This is a genomic window from Rhizobium phaseoli (assembly GCF_001664385.1).
GTDB lineage: Bacteria > Pseudomonadota > Alphaproteobacteria > Rhizobiales > Rhizobiaceae > Rhizobium > Rhizobium phaseoli.
This window is the reverse complement of the sequence record NZ_CP013532.1, coordinates 1,417,853-1,434,762: the sequence shown is the minus strand read 5'-3', so window position 1 is coordinate 1,434,762 and position 16,910 is coordinate 1,417,853. Positions and strand designations below refer to the sequence as shown.

General features: G+C 62.8%; 15 protein-coding genes. 11 read left to right on the top strand and 4 right to left on the bottom strand.

The window, feature by feature from the left end:
• Positions 1–10: 10 nt before the first annotated feature.
• The 3 genes from AMC88_RS06965 to AMC88_RS06955 are packed head-to-tail and all read left to right on the top strand — an operon-like array spanning position 11 to position 1,984.
• On the top strand, positions 11–370 hold the full coding sequence (locus AMC88_RS06965) for a YciI family protein (RefSeq protein WP_010022925.1): 360 nt from the start codon (positions 11–13) through the stop codon (positions 368–370).
• Positions 371–372: 2 nt separating this feature from the next.
• A complete protein-coding gene (locus tag AMC88_RS06960) occupies positions 373–732 on the top strand; it encodes a YciI family protein (RefSeq protein WP_012483238.1) in 360 nt (119 codons plus the stop codon).
• 10 nt (positions 733–742) lie between these two features.
• Positions 743–1,984 carry an RNA polymerase sigma factor gene (locus AMC88_RS06955; protein WP_012483237.1) on the top strand — a complete coding sequence of 414 codons (1,242 nt, stop codon included), beginning with the start codon at positions 743–745 and terminating at the stop codon, positions 1,982–1,984.
• Here the strand turns inward: AMC88_RS06955 and AMC88_RS06950 are convergent.
• On the bottom strand, positions 1,952–2,914 hold the full coding sequence (locus AMC88_RS06950; RefSeq protein WP_041683581.1) for a lysylphosphatidylglycerol synthase domain-containing protein: 963 nt from the start codon (positions 2,912–2,914) through the stop codon (positions 1,952–1,954). The genes AMC88_RS06955 and AMC88_RS06950 overlap by 33 nt on opposite strands.
• Positions 2,915–3,096: 182 nt before the next feature.
• On the opposite strand from AMC88_RS06950, the gene AMC88_RS06945 reads away from it, so the two are divergent.
• From AMC88_RS06945 to AMC88_RS06925, 5 genes are all read left to right on the top strand, one after another.
• Positions 3,097–4,590 (top strand): ArnT family glycosyltransferase, encoded by a 1,494-nt coding sequence (locus AMC88_RS06945; protein WP_012483235.1) that lies wholly within the window; start codon positions 3,097–3,099, stop codon positions 4,588–4,590.
• A gap of 133 nt (positions 4,591–4,723) precedes the next feature.
• A complete protein-coding gene (locus AMC88_RS06940) occupies positions 4,724–5,740 on the top strand; it encodes a glycosyltransferase family 2 protein (protein WP_012483234.1) in 1,017 nt (338 codons plus the stop codon).
• A 12-nt stretch (positions 5,741–5,752) separates the two neighbouring features.
• Complete coding sequence (locus AMC88_RS06935; RefSeq protein WP_012483233.1) at positions 5,753–7,252, top strand: ArnT family glycosyltransferase; 1,500 nt, start codon at positions 5,753–5,755, stop codon at positions 7,250–7,252.
• 1 nt (position 7,253) lies between these two features.
• Positions 7,254–8,750, top strand: coding sequence for an ArnT family glycosyltransferase (locus tag AMC88_RS06930; protein WP_012483232.1), 1,497 nt, complete (start codon positions 7,254–7,256; stop codon positions 8,748–8,750).
• 369 nt (positions 8,751–9,119) lie between these two features.
• Positions 9,120–9,371 carry a ribbon-helix-helix domain-containing protein gene (locus AMC88_RS06925; RefSeq protein ID WP_010018706.1) on the top strand — a complete coding sequence of 84 codons (252 nt, stop codon included), beginning with the start codon at positions 9,120–9,122 and terminating at the stop codon, positions 9,369–9,371.
• Positions 9,372–9,378: 7 nt separating this feature from the next.
• Here the strand turns inward: AMC88_RS06925 and AMC88_RS06920 are convergent, their stop codons facing one another.
• The gene (locus AMC88_RS06920; RefSeq protein WP_012483231.1) at positions 9,379–10,752 is read right to left on the bottom strand and encodes an aspartate aminotransferase family protein; all 1,374 of its coding nucleotides are present in this window, start codon (positions 10,750–10,752) and stop codon (positions 9,379–9,381) included.
• Between the two features lie 83 nt (positions 10,753–10,835).
• Here AMC88_RS06920 and AMC88_RS06915 point away from each other — a divergent pair, with 83 nt between their 5' ends.
• Entirely contained in the window at positions 10,836–12,185 is a 1,350-nt protein-coding gene (locus tag AMC88_RS06915; protein ID WP_041683865.1) for a glutamine synthetase family protein, read from the top strand.
• A gap of 12 nt (positions 12,186–12,197) precedes the next feature.
• On the opposite strand, the gene AMC88_RS06910 is transcribed toward AMC88_RS06915, so the two are convergent.
• A complete protein-coding gene (locus AMC88_RS06910) occupies positions 12,198–13,142 on the bottom strand; it encodes a diacylglycerol/lipid kinase family protein (protein WP_012483229.1) in 945 nt (314 codons plus the stop codon).
• Between the two features lie 301 nt (positions 13,143–13,443).
• On the opposite strand from AMC88_RS06910, the gene AMC88_RS06905 reads away from it, so the two are divergent.
• The gene (locus tag AMC88_RS06905; protein WP_012483227.1) at positions 13,444–14,673 is read left to right on the top strand and encodes an MFS transporter; all 1,230 of its coding nucleotides are present in this window, start codon (positions 13,444–13,446) and stop codon (positions 14,671–14,673) included.
• A gap of 261 nt (positions 14,674–14,934) precedes the next feature.
• Positions 14,935–16,308 carry a magnesium transporter gene (gene mgtE / locus AMC88_RS06900; protein WP_012483226.1) on the top strand — a complete coding sequence of 458 codons (1,374 nt, stop codon included), beginning with the start codon at positions 14,935–14,937 and terminating at the stop codon, positions 16,306–16,308.
• A gap of 27 nt (positions 16,309–16,335) precedes the next feature.
• On the opposite strand, the gene AMC88_RS06895 is transcribed toward mgtE, so the two are convergent.
• The gene (locus tag AMC88_RS06895; protein WP_003587651.1) at positions 16,336–16,809 is read right to left on the bottom strand and encodes an Lrp/AsnC family transcriptional regulator; all 474 of its coding nucleotides are present in this window, start codon (positions 16,807–16,809) and stop codon (positions 16,336–16,338) included.
• Between the last annotated feature and the right edge of the window lie 101 nt (positions 16,810–16,910).

The following is a 16,910-nucleotide window of genomic DNA, read 5'->3' as shown; positions in this document are numbered from 1 at the left end:
AGGTCACGCAATGAAGTTTCTGGGTCAGGTCTGGTTCGATACCGAAAAGAGCAGCAAAGTCACGCAGGAGGAATGGGACGCGGTCACGCAGGAGTGCATCGTCAGCGACGACCATTGGCGCGACGGCGGTCACATGCTGAGCGCGCTGGCGCTTTATGAACCGGAGCGAGCCGTAACGCTCCGCGTTCGCAATGGCATTGTCGCCGCTACAGATGGTCCCTTCGCCGAAATCAAGGAGCATCTCGGTGGGTTCGTGGTGATCGAGGCCAAGGACATGGATGAAGCGAAAGCAATCATTTCCACCTTCCCGATCCTCAAATATGCGTCGATCGAAATCAGACCCGCCTATTCGATCAAGGATGGGAGATAGCCATGCGCTTCGTCTGCCTCATCTATAATCCCGCCGATATGGATGGCACGCTCAGTCAGGCCGAGGGCGACGATCTCGTAAGGGCGCATTTCCAGTATGACGAGGAGCTTCAGCGCAAAGGCATCATGATCCATTCCGATGCATTGGAAGGTCCCGACAGCGCCTCGGTCCTGAGAGTGCGCCATGGCATTCTGTCTTCGACCGATGGCCCTTACGTCGAGACCAAGGAACATCTGGCTGGCATCTACATCATCGAGGCAGCCGATCGCGAAGAGGCACGCAAGGTCGTCGCGGGCATTCCAAGCGTCCGCGTCGGATCGATCGAATTGCGTCCGGTGAGGCTGCTCACCCTGCCAGAGTGAGGATCGCCTGTTGGAAAGCGTGATCGAGGAAATCTACCGATCGCAATCGCGCCGGGTTCTGGCGACGCTGATCCGTCTGCTCGGCGATTTCGACCGGGCAGAGGAAGCGCTGCACGACGCCTTTGCCGCGGCGGCGCGGACCTGGCCGGCTGACGGCATTCCCGGCAACCCTTTCGCTTGGCTCGTTTCGACAGGACGCTTCAAGGCAATCGATACAATCCGCCGCCGGGCGCGGTTCGATGCCTCGCAGCAGCACATCGAGGACAGTCTCTACACGGTCGACGAAACGGAGATCGGCGACCTGGAAGCGATCGAAGACGATATGCTGCGGCTGGTCTTCACCTGTTGCCATCCCGTTATTCCCGCCGATGCGCAGATGGCGTTGGCGCTTCGGGAAATCTGCGGGCTGACCACCGAAGAGATCGCCCATGCCTTCCTCATTCCGGCGCCGACGGTCGCCCAGCGGATCGTGCGCGCCAAAGGCAGGATCCGGGCTGCGAACATCCCTTATGAAGTGCCGGGCCGCGAAGCGCTGCCCGAACGGCTCGACCGAGTGCTGCATGTCATCTATCTCGTCTTCAACGAGGGCTATTCCGCCTCTTCGGGAGACGCGGTCGTTCGCGCCGACCTGACCGCAGAGGCCATCCGGCTGGCGCGTCTGTTGCTGGCGCTGCTGCCGCATCCTGATGTTTGCGGCCTTCTGGCGCTGCTGCTGCTGCAGGATTCCCGCCGCAGCGCCCGCAGCAGCGAGGAGGAAGCGCTGGTGCTGCTTGCCGATCAGGACCGCTCGCTCTGGGACCGCGCCAAGATCGCAGAAGGCCTGGCACTCCTGGCCAAGGCACTGCGGACAGGAGAGATCGGCACCTATACGGTGCAGGCGGCGATCGCCGCCGAACATGCGAAGGTGCCGACCGCCGGGGAAACCGACTGGCGGCGGATTGCCTTCTATTACGACTTGCTTCTGGCAGCCCAGCCCTCACCTGTCGTCGAGCTCAACCGCGCGGTGGCGATTTCGATGGCCGAAGGGCCGGCGAAGGGGCTGGATCTGATCGATGCCATTCTGGGGCGCCGAGAGCTGCAGGCCTATCACCTCGCCCATTCGGCCCGGGCCGACTTCCTGCGCCGGCTCGGCCGGCGAGAAGAGGCGATCGCAGCCTATGAGACGGCCTTGTCGCTCTGCCGGCAGGAGCCGGAGCAGGCATTCTTGAGGAAACGGATTTCAGCGCTTGCCGCGGCGTCCGAGCGGCAGTGAGATCGCCGTGCCCGTCAGCGCCGAGACGATGATCAGCAGATGGGCATTGACGCTCGCCTGCGCCAGTGCAGCCAGCGCCGCCCGCTCGCTCGACGCTCCGAGCGCAATGGCGCCGGCGGTGATGCCCGCCGGATAGGTGCCGACCCCGCCCGGCGCGTGCACCGGCAGGACGGAGGAGAGTTCGCCGCCAAGCGCGCCGCCGAAGCTCGCCGCCATCGGCACAACCCCCATCAGGCCGAGCGCCCAGGCAAGCACGATCACCTTCACCAGCCAGTTGACGATGGTCATCGCCCAGGCGCGCGCAAAGGCTGCGGCATTGAGCGGCAGGCCGTTTTCGATCTCGACGACCAATTTCTGCACCTTAGCCGGCAACAGCCTGGCGGCGCCAAGCAACAGCGGCCTGCGCGCGGCGAAGGCTGCGACGGGCAGCAGCAGGAAGGCCGCCCAAAGCGACCATGCGACGAGAGCATCGGCCGCGGCGAGCGCAAAGCCGATGCCGGCAGCCGCCAGCAGAGCATGCAGGTCGAGCAGCCGCATGACTAGGAGCGCCGAGGTTCCGCGCGTCAGCGGAATGCCGAATTCGGTGCGCATCAACAGTGGAAAGCTGGTTTCGCCGGTCCGGAAGGGCAACATGATGTTCAGGAGATTGTGGATCTGCGTGACCCGGAAAAGCGTTGCAAATCGCCCCGCGGTCTCCTTCGGAAAATAGTCGTAGATGCGCCAGGTGCGCAGGAAATAGGTGCCGGTCAGCGCCACGAGCGCTCCGATCACCGGACCTGCCCCGACATCGGCCCATTGGCGGATGATGACCGGCCACCCCCAGAACCATTGCACGAAGAGCGCATAGGCTGCGACAATAACGACCGTCAGCGCCGTCATGCGATTGCGCATAAACCAGGACTGCTGGCTTTCAACGATCGAACTCTTCATGTAGTAGGCATTCCTCGCTTGGCGTCGGCATGGTCTTGGTTTCGTCGCCAGGCGTTTTAGGAGAAATGAAGGTTGCGCACAACGGCGGAGTTGGTGGCAGTGGCGGCGAGATCGCTTCACGCCGACGATCCGCGCGACAGACCGACAGATGACGACGCCTTGCCGGCTTGACTTGGAGATCGATGTTGGAGCGCATTACCAAAAGCTTGACGAGCGCCAGTATTTTTCTGGCAGTCTATTTCCTGCTGAACATCGCGCTCCGCATCGCCCTGCCGCATACGCTCGATCTCGACGAGGCGGAGCAGGCGTTTTACTCACAATATCTCCTGGCCGGCTACGGCCCGCAGCCGCCCTTCTATAACTGGATCCAGTACGCCATCGTCTCGGTGACCGGCATTACGATGTGGGCGCTCTCGGTTCCGAAAAACATCATTCTGTTCGGCTGCTATCTTTTCTACGGCCTGGCGGCCCGCGAGGTGCTGAAAAGCCGTTTGCTCCCGCCCATCGCCATGCTGAGCCTGATTACCCTGCCACAGGTCGGCCTGATGGCGCAGCGCGAGCTCACTCATACCGTTGCTCTGCTGTTTGCCACCTCGCTGTTCCTCTTCGGCTTTTTCCGGACGCTGCGCCAGCCGACGATCGGCAGTTATCTCGTCATTGGCATCGCCACCGGCATCGGGCTCATCTCCAAATATAATTTCGCCATTCTGCCATTTGCCGCCTTCATCGCCGTCCTGCCGGAGCGGAAGTGGCGCGGCCGCCTGTTCGACTGGCGTCTGCTGCCGGCGATCGTCATCGCCATTCTGATCGTCCTGCCGCATGCACTCTGGCTGCCCGATAATCTCGCCAACGCTTCGGCCCCGACACTGGAGCGGATGACCGCCGAGCATGAGGCCGCCGCCGGCCTTCCCCGCATCGGACAGGGACTGCTCTCCCTCGTCATCGCTGTCCTCGGCTTCGTTGCCCTGCCGATCATTGTCGTCGCAGCGGCCTTCCGACGGGATTTCATACGGGCACTCTCTTCGTCCAGCCCGATGATCCGGGTGATCGAACGGATGATTGTCGTCAGCCTGCTCGCCTTCGCCGGTATCGTCGTCTTCGCCGGCGCCAGCGACATCCATGAGCGCTGGCTCGACCCGTGCCTGCTCGTCCTGCTGATCTATCTGTTCCTGAAGCTCGAAACCGCAGGTCTCGATCTTTCCGCCGGCCTTGCCCGCTTCCGGCCGGTGGTGCCGGTCTTCATGATCGTCATCCTGTCGATCCTTCTGCTGCGCATCGTCGCCATTCAATATATCGGCACCTATACGAGAACGAATGTCCCCTTCGCCAACTACGTGACCGAACTGACTGCGACCCGCAAACCGGTTCTCATCGTCGCGGGAACCAAGTTCGTTGCGGGCAATATGAAGCTGGAGTTTCCCGACGTCCCTGTCGTGATCCCGTTCTTCCCCGGTCCCGGGGTTCCCGAATATGCGGCTGCGAAGGGACCGGTGCTCGTTGTCTGGCGCGGCGAGACGGCAAACGACCCAACCATTTCGCCCAGCTTCGCCAATGATCTGGTGAGATCGGGCATTCATCTGAAAGAGATAAATACGCTGACGCTGCCCTATCTTTTCGGTGACGGCAAACATACCTTTTCCATCGGCTACTCCTGGGTCGAGGGCGGCGCGCAATAGCGTTGCGGCAGCCCGGGCGAGGGAAACCGGCATTGTCCGCTGGCAACGGACGGACACTTCATGTAGTAGGCTTCCGCAAACGCGGTGGCGGCAGTAAGGATTGCCAGGCCGCCCGGCCTTTTGGAGATGAAAGTTGCAGACAACGGTAGAGCCCATTCGCGGCACGAATGATCCGGTACAATCGCTCGAGCTGTCGCTGGTCGTGCCCGTTTTCAACGAAGAGGAAAGCGTCGGCCCGCTGGTCGAACGCATCCTGGCGGCGATGGGCCAATATCCTCATCGCTGGGAACTGATCCTCGTCGACGACGGCAGCACCGATGCGACGCTCGTCAATGCCCGCAAATTCGTCGGGCGCGAGGGGCTGGCGCTCAGAATCGTCGAGCTGCAGCGCAATTTCGGCCAGACCGCCGCCATGCAGGCCGGTATCGACACCGCCCGGGGCCGGCTGATCGCGACGATGGACGGCGACCTGCAGAATGATCCGAAGGATATTCCTGCGATGGTCTCGGAGCTCGAGCGGCGCGAACTCGACCTGCTGGTCGGCTGGCGCAAGAACCGCCAGGACGGCCTGCTCCTGCGCAAGATCCCCTCCTGGTGCGCCAACTACCTGATCGGCCGCATCACCGGCGTCAAGCTGCACGATTACGGCTGCAGCCTGAAGATCTATCGTGCCTCGATCATCAAGCAGGTGAAGCTGATGGGCGAGATGCACCGCTTCATTCCGGCCTGGGTTGCCGGGGTCGTGCCGAGCTCGCGTATCGGCGAGATGGTCGTCACCCACCATGCCCGCGAGCACGGCGTCTCGAAATACGGGATTTCGCGCACCTTCCGCGTCATCCTCGACCTGCTGTCGGTGATGTTCTTCATGCGCTACAAGGCGCGGCCGGGGCATTTCTTCGGCTCGCTGGGTCTCGGCCTCGGCGCCGTCGCCATGCTGATCCTGCTTTACCTCGGTTTCGACAAGTTCATCATGGGCAACGATATCGGCACCCGGCCGATGCTGATGGTCGGGGTCGTGCTGCTGCTGTCGTCGGTGCAGATGATCACCACCGGCATTCTGGCGGAAATGATCGCGCGCACCTATTACCGTGACGACGCCTCTCCGAACTATATCGTGCGGCAGATCTTCGACGATCAAAGCCAAGCCTAAGCCGGCAGCACGATGCTGGAACGCGCGACGAGGACGATCGGAATCGCGGCTCTGCTGCTTGCAGCCTATTTCGTGTTGAACGTCGGGCTGCGACTGGCGCTTCCGCATTCGCTGGAACTCGACGAGGCCGAGCAGTCCTTCTTCTCGCAATATCTGCTGGCGGGTTACGGCCCGCAGCCGCCCTTCTACAACTGGATGCAATATGCCGTCGTTTCGGTGACGGGCATGTCGATCGGCGCGTTGATCGTGCCGAAGAATATCCTGCTCTTCCTGTGTTACCTCTTTTACGGCCTTGCCGGGCGCGAGGCACTGAAGGACCAGGCGCTCGCCGCCGTCGGCATGCTGGCGCTGATCACCCTGCCCCAGGTCTCCTACATGGCCCAGCAGGATCTGACCCACACGACGGCGCTGCTCTTTGCCAGCTCCCTGTTCCTCTATGGCTTCTTCCGCACGCTCGACCGGCCAGGCGTTGGCAGCTACCTGCTGCTCGGGCTTGCAACGGGCATCGGGCTGATCTCGAAGTACAATTTCGCGCTGATGCCGGCGGTCGCGCTGATTGCCATCCTGCCTGATGCCGAATGGCGGCGCAGGGCGCTCGACTGGCGCATGCTGGCTGCGATCGCCGTTGCGCTCGTCATCGTACTGCCGCACGCGATCTGGCTGCAGGGCAATCTCGCATTCGCCTCCTCCGACACTCTGGTCAAGATGGCCGCCGGCAACGAACCCGCTGGCATCGTGCGGATCGGCAAAGGCATTCTCGCCTTTCTCGTTGCCATCCTCGCCTTTGCAGCACTCCCTGTCGCAATTTTCGCCGCCGCCTTCCGCCGGGATTTTGTCCTGATGCTTTCATCCGGAAACCGCTGGACCGCGATGATGGAGCGGATGATGCTTGCGAGCCTCGCCGGAATCCTTCCGATCGTGCTGTTCACCGGTTCCACCACGGTGCGCGAGCGCTGGCTCGATCCGTTCCTGCTGGTGCTGCCGATCTACTTTCTGGCAAAGATGAAGGCGGCCGGGCTCGATCTTTCCGCCGGGCTGCGCCGCTTCCTGCCGGTGGTGCCGGTGCTGATGGCCTGTGTGCTGGTCGCGCTCGGCTTCCGCGTCGTCGGCGCCGGGCTGATCGGCACCTATAGCCGACCGAATGTGCCGATGGCCGATCTCGCCCGCGCAATGACCCGGCAGACCGAACCCGCACTGGTGATTGCCTCGGATCCCTATGTCGCCGGGAACATGCGTCTGCAGCTTCCCCATGTGCCCGTCGTCATCCCCGATTTTCCCGTTGCCGGCATTCCGGCCTACACGACAGCAGGCGGACCGGTGCTGATCGTCTGGCGCGGCAAGAAGACGGCGACGGCGGCGGATGCCGTCATGCCGGAGCGGTTTTCATCGGCACTGACGGCGGCGGGCATCACGCCGCAGGAGATTGGCGCCTTGTCGCTTCCCTATTATTTCGGTCGCCAGGGCGATAATTTCGCACTCGGTTACGCCTGGGTTCGGCCGGGGGCCAGATAGAATGATCAAGACCGGTCTTCGCGACGTGCGCTGGATTTTCGTGCTGCTCGCCGTCTATTTCACGCTTCAGGTCGGTGTGCGGCTCGCAACCTCGCATTCACTCGATCTCGACGAGGCCGAACAGGTTTTCCGCTCGCAATGGCTGGCCGCCGGTTACGGCCCGCAGCCGCCGTTCTACAACTGGCTGCAATATAGCGTCTTCCGGTTTGCCGGTGTTTCGCTTGTCGCGCTTTCGGTGGTGAAGAACCTCCTGCTGTTCAGCGCCTACCTGCTGTACGGCCTGACCGCGCGTCTCATTTTGCGCGACAAGGCGCTGGTGGCGATCGCGACGCTCGGATTGCTGACCATCCCGCAAATGGTTTTCGAGATGCAGCGAGACCTCACCCACACGGTCGCGGTGTTCTTCTCGGCCAGCATCTTCTTCTACGGCTTCATCCGCAGTCTGAAACAGCCGAGCCTTGCCTCCTACCTGATAACAGGCATCGGCATCGGGTTCGGCCTGCTCGCCAAATATAATTTCGCCATCCTGCCGGCTGCCGCCCTGATCGCCGCGCTGGCGGATGCGCGCCTGCGGCCGCGGATCTTCGACCGGCGGCTGGTGGTGACCATTGCCGTGGCGCTCGTCATCACCCTGCCGCATCTCTTCTGGCTGAAAGACAATCTCGATTTCGCCACCGCCCGCACTCTAGAGAAGATGACCGCGAGCGGTCATGCGAGCTATCTCATGCAGGTGGCCATGGGTGTCGGCTCGCTTGCTCTCGCGGTCATCAGCTTTGCCGGATTGACGGTGGCGGTGTTTGCGGTCGTCTTCGGCAAGGGACTTCGTCCGGCGCTTGCCGCCGGCTCGGACTGGACGCGGCTCATCGAGCGGATGATGCTCGTCTTCCTGGCCGGCATCCTGCTGTTGATCGTCTTCGGCGGGGCTGCCGGCATCAAAGATCGCTGGCTGGTGCCGATGCTCTTCATCCTGCCGCTCTATTTCTGCCTGAAAATCGATGCCGCCGGCGTCGCGACAGCCAGGGCGTCCCGGCGTTTCATGGCGGTCGTCGCCCTCATCATGATCGGCGTGCCGGCCGCCCTTTACGGCAGCGTCGCGGCCGCACGCTTCACCGGCCATTACGAACGGCTGAACAGGCCCTATGCCACGATGCTGGAAAGCTTGCGCAAACAGGCCGAACCGGCGGCGATCCTTGCCGGCGACAGCCTGCTTGCCGGCAATCTCAGGCAGGATATCCCCGATGTGCCTGTCATCTCCGTGGATTATCCCGGCTTCCACCCGGACCTTGCCGGCCGGCAACCGCTGCTTCTCGTGTGGCTGATCCCGCCGAAAGGGGCAAGCGAAGGGCTCCCGCCGGCCATGGCTCAATGGCTCCAGGCCAATCTCGGCGCCTCCGCACCTCAGGCGTCGGTAATCGACGTGCCCTATTTCTACGGGCGCGGAGATGACCGCTACCGCTTCGGGTATGCTTGGATCAAGCAGTCGGACCGAGTGAAATAGGAGTATGACGTCGCGACCGAATGGCCGGAATAGGTGTAGACGTGATTAAGGTGGCCGACCTCGTTGATCTGCGCATAGGCTATCGTCCGCCTCTTCACCAAAGTCAGTTTAGGCTGTGACTGGCATTGTCTGGTCTTGCTAGCGAATGCCTCGCTAACACGGGCGCCTGTACTGTGAATGTTTCTCCTGCCCACCCCACTCTCCGTCATGCTCGGCCTTGAGCCGAGCATCCACACCGCACCCATAAGCAGCAGTCGCATGGATCCCAGGCTCAAGGCCTGGGATGACGGAGAGTGGGGTTGCGTTCTCACTAAACTCGCAGAATAAGCTACTCAGGAGGAGACATCGGCCAGGGGAGGAACAATTGACATGGCACGCGCAAAGACTTTTTCCCTTGGCGATACCTATGACGGAATCCTGTCGGATCTTGTCCGTAATGGCCGGTTCGGCACGGAGACTGAGGCCGTGCGGGCGGGCATCCGTATGCTCGCCGACCACGAGCTGAATATAGAGGCCCTGGGTAGAGAGATTCAGACGGCCGACTCGGAGATTGAAGCCGGCCTTGGCAAGGAATACGCAACCGGCGCGGATATCCTCAAAGACGTCATGCACGAAAGCTAAAGGCCATTCAACCGAAGCGCCTGAGCTCCTTCCAGGCCGCATCCAGTGCCAGCTTGGTGACCCTTCCCATCTCGTCCACCTCCGCGTGGTTGATGACGAGTGGCGGCGAAGCCAGCATGCGGTCGCCGGTGGCGCGCAGCACGAGGCCGTTCGCCAGCGCGTGGTTGCGCACCAGCGCCCCGACCTGGTCGGGCTTCTCATAACGGGCGCGCGTGCTCTTGTCGGCAGCAAGCTGCAGGCCGCCCATCAGGCCGATGCTGACGGCCTCGCCGACCAGATCATGATCGGCAAGCGCTGCCCAGGCCTTGCCGAAATAGGGGCCGATATCGTCGCGCACACGCTCGACCAGCCTTTCCTCCTCGATGATGCGCAGGTTTTCGAGTGCGGCGGCCGCACAGACGGGATGGCCGGAATAGGTGAAGCCGTGATTGAACTCGCCGACCTCGTTGATCAGCACATCGGCAATCCTATCGCTGACGAGCACGCCGCCGATCGGCAGGTAACCGGAGGAGAGCCCTTTGGCGATCGGCGCCAGATCCGGCTCGACGCCAAAATGCTGATGGCCGAACCAGGCGCCTAACCGGCCGAAACCGCAGATCACCTCGTCGGTCACCAGCAGCATATTGCGCGCCTTGCAGATACGGTCGATCTCCGGCCAGTAGGTTTCGGGCGGGATGATGACGCCGGCCGCTCCCTGCACCGGCTCGGCGACGAAGGCGGCGACATTCTCCTCGCCGAGCTCGTCGATCTTCGCTTCGAGCTCGCGCGCAACCTTGAGACCGAATTCATCAGGTGAGAGATAGCCGCCCTCGCCGTACCAATAGGGCTGGCCGATATGGACGATGCCAGGGATCGGCAGATCCCCCTGCTCGTGCATATATTTCATGCCGCCGAGACTGGCGCCGGCGACGGTCGAGCCGTGATAGCCGTTCTTCCTCGCGATCACGATCTTCTTCGACGGCTTGCCGACGGCGCTCCAATAGACGCGGGCCATGCGGAACCAGGTGTCGTTCGCTTCCGAACCGGAGCCGGTGAAGAAGATATGGTTGAACCGCGCGCCCGCATGTGATGTCACCTTCTGCGCCAGCAGCGTCGTCGGCGCCGAGGTCGTGCCGAAGAAGGTGTTGTAATAGGGCAGCTCGTTCATCTGCCTTGCGACCGCCTCAGCGATCTCGCGGCGGCCATAGCCGATATTGACGCACCAGAGGCCGGCGAAACCATCGAGATATTTCCGGCCGCGATCATCGAAGATATGGACGCCCTCGCCGCGCTGGATGATGCGGGCGCCATCGGCGTTCAGCTTCTTCATATCGGCGAAGGGGTGCAGATGATGGGCTGCGTCGATCGCGGCAAGGTTCGAGGCCGGGTAAGTGTCGTGCATGGCTGGTAAAAGACCCTCGCGGATTGAAAGGCTGCTATCGATGGGATAGGAGCTTGGCCTTGTCCCAGAGGATTTTCAAGGTCATGGCGAGCGACAGGATGGACGGCAAGGCCGGTGGCGACCCGCGTTTCGAGATCCTGATCGTCGGCATGAACGGCGAGTTGCGCGGCAAACAGCTTCCATCAGGCGCCGAAAGCAAGGCCTGGGCCGGCGAGATCCGCCTTCCGACCTCGACGCAGTCGCTCGACATATGGGGCGACGACAATGACGATATCACCGGCCTGTCGCTGACGATCGGCGATCCCGACGGCATGGTCGTTGCCGACCGGCGCAGCCTCGCGCCGATGCCCTGGGCGCCGGAGGGCTCGATGCAGGTGCTTGCCACCATGCACGAATTCGACGGCAGCCCGAGCTTCATGGATCCGCGCGCCATCCTCGCTTCCGTGGTCGAGCGCTACCGCAGCCGTGGGCTGACGCCTGTCGTCGCCACCGAACTGGAATTCTACGTGATGTCGGGCGACTGGCGCGAAACCGGCCGCCCCTCTCCGCCCGAAAGCCTCACCTATCGCGGCGAGCCGAACGGCTTCCAGCTCTACGACATGAGTGCCGTCGATGCGCTCGAGGACTATCTGCAGACGCTGAGGGCCTACGCCAAGGTGCAGGGACTGCCAGCGGATGCGACGACGGCGGAATTCGGCCCGGGCCAGTTCGAAGTCAACCTCACGCACCGCGCCGATGCGCTGGCCGCCGCCGACGATTGCCTCTATTTGAAGCGCATCGCCGAGCAGGCGGCGCGCCGCCACGGGCTGAAATCGACCTGCATGGCAAAACCTTATTCCGACCATGCCGGCTCCGGCCTGCATGTGCATGCGAGCATCGTCGACAGCCAGGGCCGCAACATCCTCGATGCCAGAGGTGGCGAGCCCAAGCTGCTGAAATCGGTCACGGCAGGCCTGCTCGACAGCATGCGCGCGGCGCAGCTGGTTTTCGCTCCCTTTGCCAATTCCTATCGTCGCTTCCAACCCGGCTCGTTCGCGCCGGTCGATCTGACCTGGGGTAACGGCCATCGCGGCACGGCGATCCGCATACCCGACACGGATGGGCCGGCCGCCCGTATCGAGCACCGCGTCGCCGGCGCCGACGCCAATCCCTATCTGCTGCTTGCGGCGATCCTCGGCGGCATGCTTGCCGGTCTCGATCGCGAACTCGATCCCGGCGAAGAGACGACGCCCTCCCACACGCCAGCCAATACGACGCCGCTGACGCATGATTTCCTGAGCGCGGTCGAGAGCTTCCGTGCCTCACCCTTCATCGCCGATATTTTCGGCACGCGATATCAGGTGCTTTACGGTGACACCAAGCGCAAGGAAGCGTTCGCGCATCTGCGCACCGTCTCGGATTTCGATTATCGCACCTACCTGCCGCGGCTCTGAAGCCTCCGGTGTTCAGGCCGCAGGCTCGCGTCGCTCATCGGCATCCACCTGGGCGGCCAGCCCCTGCTTGACGAGGACCTTCAACTCGCCGGGGTGCAGGCGGATCGAAACATCGCGTTGGAGCGGCAACAATTCGCCGTCCATGACGCAATTGGCCTTGCGGCGCAGTTTCGGGAAATGCAGGTGTACCTCGGCCGGATGCATCACCATGACGTCGGCATTCTCACGGACCTTGCCACGCAGCATGTCCAGGGCAAGACGGGCGACGCCGAGGGGTTTCAGCGGATTTGCCGTATAGAAGCCGAGTTCGCCGCTTCTGAGATTATCGGCATAGAGCAGCGCATTCTCGCCGAAGGGATTGTTGGAGACCGAGATCGCCGAGACCCAGCGGCGCTCGCGCATGCCGGCGGCCTCGAATTCGACCTCGAACTCAGGCGGATTGAAGATCACGCCGAGAGCGGCCTTGGTGCTTGCCCGTATTTTGCCGAGGCGCGAGCGATAGCTGTAGGCATTGCGGTAGCGCACCATGCGGGCATGCAGACCGGCCGAAAACTGATGGATGAAAGGCCGGCCGTTGGCGCTGGCGATATCGACCTTATCGACCTCCCCGGAAGCCAATACGTCAAGCGCCTGCCAGATATCGAGCGGCACGCGCAGCGAGCGGGCAAAAAGGTTCATCGTGCCGGCCGGCACGACGCCGAGCGCGATGCCGTTCTTCCAGGCGATCGACGCCGCCGCCGAAATCGTGCCGTCGCCACCGCCGGCGACGATGCCGTCGATATCATCGCGCTTGGCGGCCCGTTCCATCGCGGGAATGATTTCCTTGCCCGAAAAGACAATGGCATCGAAATCATGCCCGGCATCCCGAAAGGCCGCCTCCGCCCTCTTTTCGTAGGCCACCATGTCGGTGGTCCTGAAGGTGCCGCCGTCGCGATTGAAAAAGCCTACAAGCTTCATAAGGGCTCCCGTCCCTGGCGCGGAAATGCTTCTGCCTTTGCCCCTGAGATGGTTGCGGCATTGGGGATTTCAAGCACAGCCGCTTTTCCGCAAGAAAAGCAGAAACGCAAATATTGCAACGGACATATGCACATAGCAGGACGCTGCACTGCGAAAAATGCACTCGACGCCTGCCGGTATATCACGGATAGATCAGATATCGGAGAAATCGTCTCCACTTCCCGCCATGTATCACGATCGCCTCGCGGCCGCGTTCGCGCCTGGGGCCATTGCCAGCAGAAAACCGTCCCGAGGAGCTCTCATGAGTGAGATCGCCATCAATGAGTCCGTTGGAACCCAGCCGGAGGACGCGCTGCCGTCGGCAACGACCGTAGCCTTGGTTCAACTGGCGCTCGCCTGCGGCGGCTTCGGCATCGGTACCGGCGAATTCGCGATCATGGGACTGCTGCCAAACGTCGCCGAGACTTTCTCCGTCACGACGCCACAGGCCGGCTATGTCATCAGCGCCTATGCGCTCGGCGTCGTCGTCGGGGCGCCAGTCATTGCCGTGCTCGCCGCGAAGATGGCGCGCCGCACGCTGCTTTTGACGCTGATGCTGCTCTTCGCTGTTGGCAATATCCTCAGCGCCGTGGCCCCGACCTTCGAATCCTTCACATTCCTGCGCTTCGTCACCGGCCTGCCGCACGGCGCCTATTTCGGCGTCGCCGCTCTCGTCGCCGCCTCGATGGTGCCGGTTTATCGGCGGGCACGCGCCGTCGGGCGGGTCATGCTCGGCCTCACCGTCGCGACGCTTCTCGGCACGCCGCTGACGACATTTTTCGGCCAGTCGCTCGACTGGCAGGTGGCGTTCTGGTCGGTTGGCCTTGTCGGTCTGCTGACGGTGGCATTGATCTGGGTCTATGTTCCCAGGGACAGGGTTTCCGAAGAAGCGAGCTTCCTGCGCGAGCTCGGCGCCTTCCGGCGGCCGCAGGTCTGGCTGACGCTCGGCATCGCCGCCGTCGGCTATGGCGGCATGTTCGCCATGTTCAGCTATATCGCCTCGACAACGACGAAGGTGGCGATGCTGCCGGAAAGCGCGGTTCCGATCATGCTGGTCCTGTTCGGCGTCGGCATGAATGCGGGCAATTTCATCGGCTCGTGGCTGGCCGACAAATCGCTGCTCGGCACGATCGGCGGCTCGCTCATCTATAATATCGTCGTGCTCTCCACCTTTGCGCTGACCGCGGCCAACCCCTATATGCTCGGCCTCTCCGTTTTCCTCGTCGGCTGCGGTTTCGCCGCCGGCCCGGCGCTGCAGACGCGGCTGATGGACGTCGCCGCCGACGCGCAGACGCTGGCTGCCGCCTCCAACCATTCCGCCTTCAACATCGCCAATGCGATCGGCGCCTGGCTCGGCGGCCTCGTCATCGCCTGGGGCTATGGCTTTGCGGCAACCGGTTACGTCGGCGCCGCACTCTCCTTCCTCGGCCTCTTCGTCTTCGCAGCATCGTTCCGGCTGGAACGTCGCGGCCGGAGCCCGCAGGCCGTCTGAGCCGTGACTAGCCACCCGCTCGAGGGTGCGACATTCTGGCGTTAAGCATCTACCCCGCTTGACTCTTTTCGCATTCGGGACCACCTAGCATGACACGTGGATGACACCCGTCCTGCCACGGATTTTAACGGAGCCATCTTAGCGATGCCAAGCGACAGTAGCAGTCGATTGCCTTTGCCGTACGCGGCCCCCGTGCGCTGACCGACTCCTGTCGGCTCGCCCGTCGGACGCTACGGCGGATCGACGGAAAGGCGAGCCTCAATGAATTTCAACCGCTTCCCACTTCGGGCAGGCCATGCCGCCCGCGCCTTCATCAACAACAGCCGCGGCGCAACGATCGCCGAACGCGTCGATGCGTTGAACGCGCTCAGCATCCAGGATGCCGGCCGCGTCCTGTCAGGCATGCCGCTCGACTATGCCGTCAACATTCTCGACCGGCCGGAGCTTCGCAACGCCGCCGAGATCCTGGCGCTGATCAGCGCCGAGGATGCCGCCCGGCTGCTGCACGGCATGTCGAACGACCGCGTCGCCGACGTGCTGCTCGAACTCGACGGCGAGACCCGCGCCCGCCTGTTCTCCAGCCTCGACGAGCCGGTGCGCATCGCGATCCAGCATCTGATGGGCTATCCGCCGCGCACGGCCGGCGGCATCATGACGACGGAATTCGTCAGCGTGCCCGACAGCTGGACCGTTGCCCAGACGCTCGATCATGTGCGCCAGGTCGAACGCTCGCGCGAAACCGTCTACGCCATCTATGTGCTCGACGAGGCCAGCCATGCGCTCATGCATGTGGTGACGCTGCGCCGCCTGATCACCGGCGAGCCCGATGCCTCCATCCTCTCGGTCGCCCAGAAGGGCGCTCCCGTTTCGGCCGATCCGCTGATGAAACAGGAGGATGTCGCCCGGCTGATCCGCAAGCACGACCTGCTCGCCTTGCCGGTGACCGACGAGCATGGGCAGATGCTCGGCATCGTCACCGTCGACGACGTAATCGATACGATGATATCGGACACGACGGAAGCGGCCCAGAAGTTCGGCGGTATGGAAGCGCTCGGCCAGCCCTATATGAAGATCGGCTTTGCCGGCATGATCCGCAAGCGCGCCGGCTGGCTTGCCGCCCTGTTCCTCGGCGAGATGCTGACGGCAAGCGCCATGCAGCATTTCGAGGGCGAACTGGAAAAGGCCGTGGTGCTGACCCTGTTCATCCCGTTGATCATGAGCTCGGGCGGCAATTCCGGGTCGCAGGCGACGTCGCTGATCATCCGGGCCCTGGCGCTCGGCGAGCTGAAGCTTTCGGACTGGTGGAAGGTGCTGTTGCGCGAACTGCCGACCGGCATCGTGCTCGGCGCCATCCTCGGTCTCGTCGGCTTCGTCCGCATCGTCTTCTGGCAGTCGGCCGGGCTTTATGATTACGGTCCGCACTGGCAGATGGTCGCCATCACGGTGTTTGCCGCCCTGATCGGGATCGTCACCTTCGGCTCGATCTGCGGCTCGATGCTGCCCTTCGTGCTGCAGAAGCTGCGGCTCGATCCGGCCAGCGCCTCGGCCCCGTTCGTCGCCACGCTCGTCGACGTCACTGGGCTCGTGATCTACTTCTCGGTGGCGCTGCTCATCCTCAGCGGGACGCTGCTTTAGGTCTGCAGACGGCATAAGCCTGAGGGATTATTTTCCCTCGGGCAGCTTCAGCGGCCCGTGCGTCTTGATGCTGCGGATGGCGAAGTTGGAGCGGATGTCGCTGACATTCGGCAGGGTGAGCAACGTTTCGGTCAGAAGCCGCTCATAGGCGGCGAGATCCTCCACCACCACTTCGGCGAGGAAATCGGCGGTGCCTGATATCAGGAAGCAGGAAACGATCTCGGGAATGGCCAGCAGCGCCTTCTGCTGCGCCTCGGAATTCTCGCGGCTGTGGTGGACGACCTTGAATTCGACGAAGACCGTCAGGCCGAGACCGACCTCCTTGCGGTCGATATCGGCGGTGTAGCCGCGGATGATGCCGGAGCGTTCGAGGTTGCGGATGCGGCGCAGGCAGGGCGACGGCGAGAGGTTGACCTTCTCGGCAATCTCGACATTGGTGGCGCGCGCATCCTCCTGAAGGCATTTCAGGATGGCGATATCGAATTTATCGAGATTTGGCATTTTCGTGATCCTCGACGGCGTCAATTGGCAGAAGATTGCGCTTAGCACGATTTTCAAGCCACAGATAGCAAGGACATGCCTCGGTCTTCGGCGCTAGTATT